Below are 11,036 nucleotides of genomic sequence, written 5' to 3'. Positions count from 1 at the left end.
CAGTCAACAGTCAACAGTCAACAGTCAACAATAATTCCGGTGCAACCGGAATTGATATTAATCATCCAATCCGGTTGATTTTAGCCGTTACCCACAGCATTAGATACCGTAGGGTGCAGCCATCAAAAATCTACAGATCAACTCGAAAATCTCGCAGCGACGCACCCTACAAGGGACAGTCAACTGTCAACTAACCAAAAAAAGATGCTGCCCTCCATGGAGGGCAGCTACTCAAATAAAGCATCTTAAAGTCTCTCAAAACTTCAGAATTAACCTTCAGACATTCCTGATTTATTTGGCAATTGCAAATCATCCGGATCTACATAGTGACAAACTGCTTTGTCCATGCAAATCAAGGCCCAGCCGGATTTATCAATGCTCATCAACTTATAAGAAGCTGGCTGAATAAAGAAACCTTTGTGGTTGCGGGTTGCTGGTTTGATGTTAACGTGGCTGTCAGTGCTCATGTTTTTACAACTCCTAGATAGTTATCGTAGTAAAATCTGAAAACCGCTAAGCGGGTTTGTCAATCGTCTAAGTTTTCAAATACTAGCACTGACTTCCTGAGTTTTCCATAAAGTTATTTATTGATTTATTACGATGTCGTAATAAACCGCAAACCTAATTTCGTCGCTCCCCGCCCCGCAGTCGAATTGTTTGCGCAGTTACGGCTCCAGAAGCCACTGTTTAACCCGGGCGAGACTCTTCCAGTCCGGTTTTCTGCTTAATCCTTCTTCAAAATTTTTTTTAACTTCGTCGAGCAACTCTTCGGAAGCCATCAGCAGTTGCTGAGCCACTTCTACGTGGGGGCGCACTCCTTTTTCTTTGAGTTCGAGGATTGCTACTGCTAGGTTGATGCGAGCTTGGGGGTCGTGAGGGTTCAATTTTACGGCGGTTTTTGCTGCCTTTTGAGCCGATGCGGGTTTGTTTTCTAAAAGGTAGAGCCACGCGAGGCTAGCCCAGGCATTGCCATTTTTGGGAGCTTTTTCGCACACTTCTTTAAACACGGGGATCAGATTAGCCGGGGCTTCGCCAGCTTGGTAGCGATCGAAACCGTCTTTAAACAATTCTTCAGGGGTCATTCGATTTTAGATTTGGGATTTGAAATTTTAGATGGGAAAGAGCATTGGGTGCCGGACGCAGCAAGGCAGTCCGAGGCATTCTCAGCAATTAGCAATTACCAATCCCCAATGCCCTATTTTCCGATTTATGTAGAAAAGGAACTGCCACAGCCGCAAGTTTGAGAGGCGTTGGGGTTAGTAAACTTAAAGCCGCCCCCGATCATAGCATCGCTGAAGTCGAGAACCAAACCGTAGAGATAAAGAATGCTCTTGCGATCGCAAACTACCTGAAAACCGTCGTAGTCGAACACTTCATCGTCGGATTTCACAGTGCTGGGATCGGCGAAATCCATCACGTAAGACATACCAGAGCAGCCGCCCTGGCGCACCCCTACCCGCAAGCAGAGGTCTTTACCTTGTTTCTCTCGAAGAGCTAAAACTTGACGGACAGCAGAGTCCGTCATTTGAATTCCCCGCTTTTGTGAAGTGGCTTGAGTCATAATTTGCCGAACTCCTGAGATTGTCTAATGCTAAGAGTTTAATCTTATCCCTCCATTGTACAGGCATTCGCCAGAAGGCATAAGGTTAGACGCTGAAGGCAGAATTTTTACCTTCTAATTTTTAATTCCCGTGGTGCCGCGTTCCCAAGCTGGATGTCCTCTCCCCCTATAGGGTTTATGATTGAGAAGCAGCGGTTGACCGGCTACCGGCACCGCAACAATGCTTCACCCAACGGGCTTACTCTATGGCAGCGCTGAATCGCTCTACTCTTCGTCGGCTACAAAACTTACCTCAAATTCCCAGCGTGTGGGAGGGCGACCGCCGACCCTTATCTAATGCTGACTCGCACATGATGCTAGAGGACGACGACGATCCAGAAGCAGGTGGCGAGTGCATTCTCTGGGTGGACGGCTCTGAAGGCGTCGTAAGGGCTATGGACATGGTAGGCCCAGATGCCGGCCCCGAGGCGATCGTCCGCGCCCTGCTACGGGCAATGGAACATCCCCAAAGTCCGGCTCCGGCAGTTCGGCCGCAAAAAATAGTAGTCAAAAACCGAGAAATTCAATTTTATCTGCGGGGCGTACTTCAAGATTTAGGCATTTCCATTGACTACGTGCCGGAATTGCCCCTAATTGACGAAATATTTCGCGGCATGGAAGAGGTGGCAATCAACCGACCTCCTGAGTTGCCCCCTCAGTATGCTGAAGTTTTAATCGAAAAAGCTGCTCACATTTGGCACGATGCTCCGTGGCGGACTTTGAGCGAACACCAAATTATATCTATTGAAATCAATCAGTGGGATGTCGCGAGCCTCTACGTGTCCGTATTGGGGCAAGGCAGAATGGATTACGGAGTTTTACTGTACCGCTCTCTAGAATCCCTAAAGCGGTTTCGAGAACGAGTCGTCAACGATGAATCTTTTGAAGATTTAGAACAGGCTTTTTTAGGGCAAGACTGTTTGTTTCTCACCTTTGAAAGTGCGACTGATATTGATGAGGACGATGAAGAAGAAATTGATTTAGCCGATTTACCTCCATCGGAAATTGAACCAAATTTCGGCAACCTGCATCCTTTAGAAGGATTGCGATCGATTCTTTACGAAGAAGAAGCCCTCACGATGTTAGTGGCTCTCGAAGCATTTCACCGCTTTTTCCGCAACAGCCGTCGGAAATTGGGAGCAGAGACGTTTCCCAATCTCAACAGCCGCTACCGCATCCCTGTTCCGCAGTCTGACGGAGAAATTCAACAGGTATCCGTTAAAGTTTCGACAATGCCCGAGGTGTCCGAGGAATTATTACAGATGCTCGGTGATGACGATGATGATGATGATGATGATGATGAATTTGAAATGCCACTGCTGCGGGACGATTTGGTGCCGCAAAATTCATTTTTGAGTCTCGGTGCCGTACCTTGGGAAACCGTAGAATTCCTGCGTACAAGTGTCCAGTTTCACCAAGGTGCCGAAATTGATATTAATACCGCCGGAGATGGTTTGCCTGTGGTGATGATCCAAACTTCTCATCCGAAGGCGAAAACAATGATTCAGGATTTGAAAGAAGCTGGAGGGGTGAAGGCAATTGGTTTTAATCCGGGCGAAAATCCTTTTGAGGATGAGCAATATGACTTGGGTATTTTGCAAACTAAAAATGGGGATCTGTATTTATTTGGGGAGTTTAATGAAAACGATCCGGTGCATCAGGAAGCTCGCCAAAAGTGGGAGCGTCGCTGTAAATTTACCAACGGTTGGTGCGGTTTGGTAATTGCTAAAGGCTTGATGGGTGCTTCTCGCGGTCAGCCTCAGTTTAAGGATATGGTCGCTTTGTTCGAGGTGCGCTGGGTCTCTGCTAAAGAGTTGGGAATTGGGCCGCTTCAGTTGATGCCAATGTTTTAAAGTTAGTTGACTGTTGACTGTTGACTGATGACTGTTGACTGTTGGCTGTTGACTAATGACTGTTGACTGTTTTGAGAAGGAAGAGGTAAACGTATTTTGTAAGGTGCGCTGCGGCGCACCGTAGTTTTTAAATTATTCAGGAAAATGATTATGTCAAATTCTACTCAAAAGCGAGAAGTGTTAGTCGCCCTTGATGCTGAATTCGCGGAGAAAATAGACCAGCTTACTGATGATTGGACGGAGGCGATCGAACAAGCTCTCCGTCTCTGGTACGCTAAGCAAATAGAAGATAAGTTGCGGAAGTTTTATCAAAACCGCAGCCAAGAAGATATTGAGTTTGAGGAAGAATGGGCAACCTTGGCTCAGGAACAAATGGAAGAAATTTTAATAGAGGAAGGTCTGTGAGACAATGACAGAAGCTTATCCGCGACAAGGCGAAGTTTATCTTGTTAGAGCTTTGCGAACGATCGGAGATACCAAAAAGCTTCCTGTTGCTGTCGTTTCCATAGATAGCCGGAATGAATTGAGCCGTACTGTACTGATTGTCCCTTTTACTAGCGATTTGAGAGGGGGCGAAACTCCGACTCGGGTTTGAATTCCTGCTGGTGAAGGAGGGTGAGAATCTGACTCGCTGGCTGTCTGCGAGCAAATTATAACTGTCCAAAAGACTTATCTGGAACAATGCCCTTACGGCCAACTTAGTGCCGATGTCCTAGCAAGAATTCAGAGGGCGATACAAGTGTCGATCGGCATTTATGAACTGTAAATTACCCAGCACTGACCTGAATACAGTTACAGTGTGGGCTTTCAATAGCCCTGACACGATCTTGCATATTGCAAAACAATCTCGAACCTTCGGGCTTATTTACGAAAGCCCCAATAGCAGCAATGTTCTTGCTGCCGTTTAAATCTGCATCACCTTTCCATCCACAATGACCACAAGCAAACTTTTTACCGTTTCTATAAGATTCACCCTGTACAGGGTGAATATGATTGCACTTATGGCACATTTGGCTAGTGTATCTAGGCTCAACAAACAAAATCTTTACGCTATGCTTTATAGCTTTATAGATCAGGAATTGGCGCAACTGAAAGAATGCCCAGCTATTACTAAGTCTCCGCTCTTTTTTCGAGCGTGACTGCTGATTTGTGCGATCCCTAATTCCAGTCAAATCTTCCAAAGCGATAACTTGATTTTTGTTTTGAGCCTTAGTTACGATGCGGTGACTAATAGTGTGATTTACCAATGTCTGAAAGCGCTTTTCCTTGCCCGACAACCGTTTCAACAATTCTCGACATCTACGCCGAGTGCTCCGTGTGCCTTTCGTGGCTTTTCGCTGGATATTTGCTCTCAACTCGGCATAATGATTTCTAACCTTGGTAATTTCTTTACCGCTAAATGTATCTCCATCAGAAGTGACCGCAATATCAGTCCTACCCAAATCGCAACCCAAAACTCGATCGCTTGGTGGCGGCTCGGTAGGCTGAGATTCAAGCTGAATATTTAGATAGTAACTACCATTTTTCCGTTTACACAAAGTAGCGGTCTTGGGGTTTTGACCTTTCAGCAATCCAAGTTGGTAGTTTCCGATAGCCAATACAAACCGTTCCCTACCACCAGTAGTAGTCAAACTTACTGTCCAATCTTTTTCCCTAAAAGAAAAGATACGGGTATCGTAGGTAACGCTAGTAGGAGCAAACTTGTTGACAGGCTTCCCATCTTTTTTAGCTGTTTTTCTGTTGCCAGAAACCCGTCTAATAGCATGGATTGCCAACTGCGCCGAAAGTCCAAACATATCTCTGACATTGTGATATACCAAGGATTGCATCGCCAATTCATTTGTCAGAGTTGGCGGCACAGTTTGATTCACATATTCACAAGCATTAGCGAACGCCTGAAGGGTTGCATCAATTTTGATGGACTGTTCAGGCGTTACTTGGAGCTTGCAAGATACTGTCAGGACTTGTTTCATGGCAATATTGTATCACGTATTGAAGAAATTCTGCTGCGTTTATAGATAATTTGTTCAGCTCTTGAGCCTCACGCGCATTCCTCCCGGCACTCAAGGTCGTACCGTTAGACTGCGGGACTCCTGCTGTTTTAGTTGAATGTTTCGGAAATTCTAAATTTTGTTACAATTTGTAAAAATACTGTAAAGGATAGGTAAAATGCGGGTTGCGATCGCAGGTGCGGGACTGGCTGGAATGACTACAGCAGTCGATTTAGTGGATGCCGACCACGAAGTAGAAATTTTTGAATCCCGCCCCTTTGTCGGCGGCAAAGTCGGCAGTTGGGTAGATCCCGACGGCAATCACGTTGAAATGGGTTTGCACGTCTTCTTCGGCTGCTATTATAACTTATTTGCCCTGATGAAAAAAGTGGGAGCTTTTGACGATTTGCTCCTCAAAGAACACGTCCACACTTTTATTAATCGAGGCGGCGAAACTGGTTCTTTGGATTTTCGCTTTCCCGTCGGTGCTCCGTTTCACGGATTGAAGGCATTTTTTACTACATCCCAGCTATCGGTACAAGACAAAATTCAAAATTCGATCGCCCTGGGAACTAGCCCCATCGTCCGAGGTTTGATAGACTTTGATGGGGCCATGAAAACTATCCGCGATTTGGATAAAGTTAGCTTTGCTGACTGGTTCCGCCGTCAAGGTGGCAACCAAAACTCGCTCAAAAGAATGTGGAATCCGATCGCCTACGCACTGGGTTTTATCGATACTGAAAATATTTCTGCCCGGTGTATGTTGACAATATTTCAATTCTTTGCATCAAAAACAGAAGCCTCTGTCATGCGGATGCTAGCTGGTTCTCCCAACGAATATTTGCACAAACCAATTGTGGAATATTTGGAAAAGAAAGGAGCAAAAATTTACACGCGGCGCCGAGTCAGAGAAATTCAGTTTGAAGAAGGCGAAGAAACCCGCGTGACAGGCTTGGTAGTAGCTAACGGCGAAACAGAAGAAAAGATTACCGCAGACGCTTACGTTTTCGCCTGCGACGTGCCAGGAATTCAGAAAATATTGCCCCCAGCTTGGCGCAAATGGTCGGAATTTGACAACATTTATAAGTTAGATGCGGTGCCAGTTGCTACAGTACAATTGCGGTTCGACGGTTGGGTAACGGAACTGGAAGACGAAGCCAAGCGCAAACAGTTGAGCCACGCTGTAGGAATCGATAATTTACTGTATTCAGCAGATGCAGACTTTTCCTGTTTTGCAGACCTAGCGCTGGCAAGTCCCAAGGATTATTATAAAGAAGGACAAGGCTCGCTGCTGCAGTTGGTGCTGACACCGGGAGATCCGTTTATTAAACAAAGCAATGAGGCGATCGCCCAACACGTACTTAAGCAAGTTCAGGATTTATTCCCGTCAGCGCGAGAATTAAACATGACTTGGTACAGTGTAGTTAAGCTGGCTCAATCTTTGTATCGCGAAGCACCAGGAATGGATGTTTTCCGCCCTGCTCAAAAAACTCCGATCGCCAATTTCTTTCTAGCAGGAAGTTATACTCAGCAAGACTACATTGATAGTATGGAAGGAGCGACACTTTCAGGCCATCAAGCGGCTAAGGCAATTCTCGAAGCTTACAGTCATTAGTCCTTAGTCCTCTCTCGTTTTCTCTCGTTCCCAGGCATAGCCTGGGAATGCCTATCAGGAGGCTGCGCCTCCAGTATTTAGACAGAAAACGCGAGGCAGAGCCTCTAGAAATGCGTTACCAGGCAGAGCCTGGGAACCAGAAATCTAAAATCTAAAATCTAAAATCTAAAATCGCATGACTGATTGGTTAGAACACAGCGTCCAAGTAGAAGTAGCAATTCCCATCGAATTAGCGTGGCAACTCTGGTCAGACTTAGAGCAAATGCCGCGCTGGATGAAGTGGATCGAATCAGTTCGGATTCTCGAAGACAACCCGGAATTGTCGCGCTGGAAACTCGCCACTGGCGGGTTAGAATTTAGCTGGCTTTCTCGGATTCTCAAAGTCGTGCCCAATCAGATAATTCAGTGGGAATCGGTAGACGGTTTGCCAAATCGGGGTGCGATCAGATTTTACGATCGCAAAAGCAGCAGCATTGTCAAAATGACGGTAGCTTATGGAGTTCCCGGCTGGCTGGCAAAATTAATGGACAATTCATTTCTAGCGCGAGTAGTTGAATCGACTCTTATGGCTGACTTGGAAAGGTTTAAAGAGTATGCTCTGAAAGTGAAAGCGACTTCTTAAATTATGAGGATTAAAGTCATAACTACTAACCATTTTGTAGTAAGGACTTCAGTTCTTTAATTTCTAATTTAGGACTTATGCACCCGAACAAAGAAACTGGGTTTTTGAACCGAGATTGAAAGTTTGAAGCATATATTTTGGTTAAAAACCCGGTTTCTGGCCGCCCGTGCGTCCAGGATTATAATTGTAACGCGAGAGTCGATCGCCCTTTTGCGTCAGTATCATAGACATATGGTGCTGATTCCTTCTCGCTTCAGTTATGAGTTACTGTCTAAACCCCGCCTGTCAAAACCCGCAAAATGCCGATAGTACCCAATTCTGCCTGAATTGCGGCTCCAAACTGTTGCTCAGAGAGCGCTACCGCGCCATCAAACCCCTCGGGCGCGGCGGTTTCGGCCGCACTTTTTTAGCAGTAGACCAAGACAAACCCTCAAAACCGCGCTGTGCAATTAAACAGTTTTTCCCCCTATCCCAAGGTACCAGCAGCAGCGAAAAAGCAGCAGAATTATTCAACCGAGAAGCGGTGCGGCTGGACGAGTTGGGGAAACACCCGCAAATTCCCGAACTGCTGGCGCACTTTCAGCAGGAACGCTATCAGTATTTGGTACAGGAATTTATAGAAGGTCAGAATTTACAGGAAGAGTTGGCGCGGACTGGGCCTTTCAGCGAAAGTCAGATTCTCAGTCTGCTGAAGGATTTATTGCCAGTATTGCAGTTCGTGCACGATCGCAGTGTAATTCACCGAGATATTAAACCGCCCAATATTATCCGCCGTCGCATTTCTCAAACTCCCATCATTTATACTTACCCAACATTAACCGGGGAATTAGTTTTAGTTGATTTTGGCGCTGCCAAACTTGTGGAGGGTTTGAGAGAAACTGGTACAGTCATCGGTTCTCCCGAATTCGTGTCGCCGGAACAAATTAGAGGTCAAGCGGTTTATGCCAGCGATTTGTATAGTTTGGGAGTAACTTGCATTTATTTGCTGACTCAAATATCTCCTTTTGATTTGTTCGATTTCAATCAAGATGCTTGGGTTTGGCGAGACTTTTTGAAAGTTCCCATCGATCCGAAATTAAGTCGCATCCTCGACAAAATGATCGAACCAAGTCTCAGTCGCCGCTACAAATCTGTAGCTGAGGTATTGAAAGATTTGCAGCCACAGCAGTCGGCGGGGGCGGGCACGGGGGCACCGCCCCTACCAGCGCCTACAATTCCCGTGCCGCAGAGGACGCCTGTGGTGCAGAATGCAGTGCCGCCAACGGTTGCAGGCACAATTATACCTGTGCCGCCGATGCAGCGGGTTGTACCCGCACGCGCGCCTACTTGGAGGTGTGTTCATACTCTGGTAGGGCATTCTAATGCTGTCACCTCGGTAGCTTTCAGTCCTGATGGCGCGACTTTAGCTAGCGGCAGTGAGGACAAGACGATTGAGATGTGGAAGTTGGATGCGGGTAAGCGGTGGTACACTCTTACGGGTCATTCTGACTGGGTGACTTGTGTGGCGTTTAGTCCTGATGGCGCGACTTTGGCTAGTGGCGGCCGGGACAAAATGATTCATATTTGGGATTTGAATAAGGGTAAGTGGTGGTACGCTTTGGCTGGTCATTCTGACAGGGTTGCTGCTGTGGCCTTCAGTCGGGATGGTCAGGTTTTGGCTAGTGGCAGTCGGGACAAAACTGTGCAGTTGTGGAATTTAAATAAGGGAAGGCGGATGTCGGCTTTGACCGGTCACGCTGGCGGGGTGGAGGCGGTGGCTTTTAGTGCTGGCGGGGAGTTTTTGGCCAGTGGCAGTCGGGACAAGACTGTGCAGTTGTGGGATTGGGAAAAAGGTCGATCGATTTGTACTCTGGCCGAGCACGGGGATTGGGTGCGGGCGATCGTTTTTGCTGCGAACTCCCCCAACTCGCTTGCGGGCCCGACTCCCCCCAGCCCCCCCATGGTAAGGGGGGGAGTAGGAGAAGGATTGATTTTGGCTAGTGGCAGTCGGGACGGTACGGCGAAGCTGTGGGGGGTGGATGCACAGGGGCGAGGGACGCTGTTGCGGAGTATGAGGGACAATTCTGGGGATGTTTTGTGTGTGGCGTTCAGTCCTGATGGTCGGGTTTTGGCGACGGGGAGTCGGGATGGCACGATTTATTTGTGGGATGCGGGTACGGGGGGTTTGCTGGAAATTCTGACCGGACACGGGGGGGAGGTTTTGTCGGTGGCGTTTAGTGCTGATGGGGGGAGTTTGGCTAGCGGTGCGGGCGATCGAACTGTGAAGATTTGGCGGGGGATTGGGCATTAGGGGCGATCGAATATTGAGGCTTGACACGGACGCAGAAACCGGGTTTTTTGACGGAAATACTTGCTTGTAGCCCTTGACCCGGTGAAAAACCCGGTTTCTTGACGCTGAGTCGATAAGTCCTGGAATATTTATGCTTGACATTCGATCGAATGTTCTGCTACATTAGGAATCCGTGAGGACGCATAGCTCAGTTGGTTAGAGCACTACGTTGACATCGTAGGGGTCACTGGTTCGAGTCCAGTTGTGTCCATAATAAAAACCCGTTGACACAACGGGTTTTGTTGTATGTGCAAGAAAACTGTGATTATAGTTTTTAATAAAAGGGGGTGACAAGAACTGACAATCGCAGACATTCAATGCGATAAATCTGCGATAGGCCCAAAGGCTCTGTAAATGTAGAAAACTTTAAGGAATGGCTACGGTTGGCATGGTCATGGGAAGAAAAACGGTGTTGATTATACATCGGCTTGCCGGATACGATCGTCAATCGTAAAGTCGCCTCCATCAAAGCGCGCCAAATTGAACTCGACATGGCTAGTGGCAACTTTGACCCCTCCCTGGTAAAGTACCAGCCACAGAAACAAGAATCAATCTCTGTTTCTGAGTTGTTCGATCGCTTTGTTGAGTATAAGCGTCATAAAAACGTAGCGGATTTGGTTTGAGGAATTTTAACAATTTTGAAACGCGAGCTTTACTTTTTTGGCATTTTCCTAGAAATTTAGCATCCTCAGTACGGAAGAAGCTAAAACTTGCAGTTTTTCCTAGCGTTGAGCATCTTTCTCTTGACGCAGAAGAGTTTTCAGTTCTGGTGCTGTTTCCCGAATTTCAATCTTGACACAGGACTGACATTTTTATTTCTTATATTGGGGTACTAACTTACAACACAGACACCTACTAACTGTAGCATTACTTTAGGAAATTTCTATAACTCATGTCCGAACGTCAATTTTTAAGAATGGACAACTAGGTGATGCTCAGTCACAAAAATTAATAAGGAATGAGAATTAAATAACTTCCACTCTTGAAAGTGGGATGGGCGTCCCGCCCGTCCAAAAAGGACGGGCG

Annotated in this window: 12 protein-coding genes and 1 tRNA gene; 9 read left to right on the top strand and 4 right to left on the bottom strand. The window is 46.7% G+C overall.

Going from position 1 to position 11,036, the window contains the following annotated elements:
- A partial coding sequence (locus tag QUB56_RS17960) for a hypothetical protein (protein ID WP_332956965.1) occupies nucleotides 1-194 on the top strand: 194 nt, incomplete at its 5' end.
- Between the two features lie 75 nt (nucleotides 195-269).
- On the opposite strand, the gene QUB56_RS17955 is transcribed toward QUB56_RS17960, so the two are convergent.
- From QUB56_RS17955 to QUB56_RS17945, 3 genes are all read right to left on the bottom strand, one after another.
- Nucleotides 270-467 carry a hypothetical protein gene (locus tag QUB56_RS17955; protein WP_006632682.1) on the bottom strand — a complete coding sequence of 66 codons (198 nt, stop codon included), beginning with the start codon at nucleotides 465-467 and terminating at the stop codon, nucleotides 270-272.
- A 198-nt stretch (nucleotides 468-665) separates the two neighbouring features.
- The gene (locus tag QUB56_RS17950) at nucleotides 666-1,082 is read right to left on the bottom strand and encodes a tetratricopeptide repeat protein (RefSeq protein ID WP_332956959.1); all 417 of its coding nucleotides are present in this window, start codon (nucleotides 1,080-1,082) and stop codon (nucleotides 666-668) included.
- Between the two features lie 125 nt (nucleotides 1,083-1,207).
- The gene (locus QUB56_RS17945; RefSeq protein ID WP_332956958.1) at nucleotides 1,208-1,561 is read right to left on the bottom strand and encodes an iron-sulfur cluster assembly accessory protein; all 354 of its coding nucleotides are present in this window, start codon (nucleotides 1,559-1,561) and stop codon (nucleotides 1,208-1,210) included.
- Nucleotides 1,562-1,806: 245 nt separating this feature from the next.
- Here QUB56_RS17945 and QUB56_RS17940 point away from each other — a divergent pair, with 245 nt between their 5' ends.
- The 3 genes from QUB56_RS17940 (at nucleotide 1,807) to QUB56_RS17930 (ending at nucleotide 4,048) form a co-directional block, all read left to right on the top strand.
- Nucleotides 1,807-3,453: a DUF6930 domain-containing protein gene (locus QUB56_RS17940; RefSeq protein ID WP_332956956.1), complete on the top strand. Its 1,647-nt coding sequence runs from the start codon at nucleotides 1,807-1,809 to the stop codon at nucleotides 3,451-3,453.
- 150 nt (nucleotides 3,454-3,603) lie between these two features.
- Nucleotides 3,604-3,858, top strand: coding sequence for a hypothetical protein (locus tag QUB56_RS17935; RefSeq protein WP_332956955.1), 255 nt, complete (start codon nucleotides 3,604-3,606; stop codon nucleotides 3,856-3,858).
- A gap of 4 nt (nucleotides 3,859-3,862) precedes the next feature.
- The gene (locus QUB56_RS17930; RefSeq protein WP_332956953.1) at nucleotides 3,863-4,048 is read left to right on the top strand and encodes a type II toxin-antitoxin system PemK/MazF family toxin; all 186 of its coding nucleotides are present in this window, start codon (nucleotides 3,863-3,865) and stop codon (nucleotides 4,046-4,048) included.
- A gap of 172 nt (nucleotides 4,049-4,220) precedes the next feature.
- Here QUB56_RS17930 and QUB56_RS17925 read toward each other — a convergent pair whose 3' ends face one another.
- The gene (locus QUB56_RS17925) at nucleotides 4,221-5,426 is read right to left on the bottom strand and encodes a transposase (protein ID WP_332956952.1); all 1,206 of its coding nucleotides are present in this window, start codon (nucleotides 5,424-5,426) and stop codon (nucleotides 4,221-4,223) included.
- 196 nt (nucleotides 5,427-5,622) lie between these two features.
- Here QUB56_RS17925 and zds point away from each other — a divergent pair, with 196 nt between their 5' ends.
- The 5 genes from zds to QUB56_RS17900 all read left to right on the top strand — a co-directional run bounded on the left by zds (nucleotide 5,623) and on the right by QUB56_RS17900 (nucleotide 10,633).
- Nucleotides 5,623-7,059 (top strand): 9,9'-di-cis-zeta-carotene desaturase, encoded by a 1,437-nt coding sequence (zds, locus tag QUB56_RS17920; protein WP_332956950.1) that lies wholly within the window; start codon nucleotides 5,623-5,625, stop codon nucleotides 7,057-7,059.
- Nucleotides 7,060-7,234: 175 nt separating this feature from the next.
- The gene (locus QUB56_RS17915; RefSeq protein ID WP_332956948.1) at nucleotides 7,235-7,681 is read left to right on the top strand and encodes an SRPBCC family protein; all 447 of its coding nucleotides are present in this window, start codon (nucleotides 7,235-7,237) and stop codon (nucleotides 7,679-7,681) included.
- A gap of 259 nt (nucleotides 7,682-7,940) precedes the next feature.
- A complete protein-coding gene (locus tag QUB56_RS17910) occupies nucleotides 7,941-9,971 on the top strand; it encodes a serine/threonine-protein kinase (protein WP_332956947.1) in 2,031 nt (676 codons plus the stop codon).
- Nucleotides 9,972-10,147: 176 nt separating this feature from the next.
- Nucleotides 10,148-10,221, top strand: a tRNA-Val gene (locus QUB56_RS17905).
- A 217-nt stretch (nucleotides 10,222-10,438) separates the two neighbouring features.
- Nucleotides 10,439-10,633, top strand: coding sequence for a hypothetical protein (locus QUB56_RS17900; RefSeq protein ID WP_332956946.1), 195 nt, complete (start codon nucleotides 10,439-10,441; stop codon nucleotides 10,631-10,633).
- Nucleotides 10,634-11,036 lie beyond the last annotated feature (403 nt).

The sequence above is a fragment of the Microcoleus sp. AR_TQ3_B6 genome, from assembly GCF_036702785.1.
Classification (GTDB): domain Bacteria; phylum Cyanobacteriota; class Cyanobacteriia; order Cyanobacteriales; family Microcoleaceae; genus Microcoleus.
Note: the sequence above shows the minus strand (reverse complement) of the source record. Positions and strands in the feature narration are given on the sequence as shown.

Bases quoted from the DNA above. Each gene is read 5' to 3' on its own strand.
- QUB56_RS17955 (WP_006632682.1), bottom strand. From the start codon at position 467: ATGAGCACTGACAGCCACGTTAACATCAAACCAGCAACCCGCAACCAC.
- QUB56_RS17950 (WP_332956959.1), bottom strand. From the start codon at position 1,082: ATGACCCCTGAAGAATTGTTTAAAGACGGTTTCGATCGCTACCAAGCT.
- QUB56_RS17945 (WP_332956958.1), bottom strand. From the start codon at position 1,561: ATGACTCAAGCCACTTCACAAAAGCGGGGAATTCAAATGACGGACTCT.
- QUB56_RS17940 (WP_332956956.1), top strand. From the start codon at position 1,807: ATGGCAGCGCTGAATCGCTCTACTCTTCGTCGGCTACAAAACTTACCT.
- QUB56_RS17935 (WP_332956955.1), top strand. From the start codon at position 3,604: ATGTCAAATTCTACTCAAAAGCGAGAAGTGTTAGTCGCCCTTGATGCT.
- QUB56_RS17930 (WP_332956953.1), top strand. From the start codon at position 3,863: ATGACAGAAGCTTATCCGCGACAAGGCGAAGTTTATCTTGTTAGAGCT.
- QUB56_RS17925 (WP_332956952.1), bottom strand. From the start codon at position 5,426: ATGAAACAAGTCCTGACAGTATCTTGCAAGCTCCAAGTAACGCCTGAA.
- zds (WP_332956950.1), top strand. From the start codon at position 5,623: ATGCGGGTTGCGATCGCAGGTGCGGGACTGGCTGGAATGACTACAGCA.
- QUB56_RS17915 (WP_332956948.1), top strand. From the start codon at position 7,235: ATGACTGATTGGTTAGAACACAGCGTCCAAGTAGAAGTAGCAATTCCC.
- QUB56_RS17910 (WP_332956947.1), top strand. From the start codon at position 7,941: ATGAGTTACTGTCTAAACCCCGCCTGTCAAAACCCGCAAAATGCCGAT.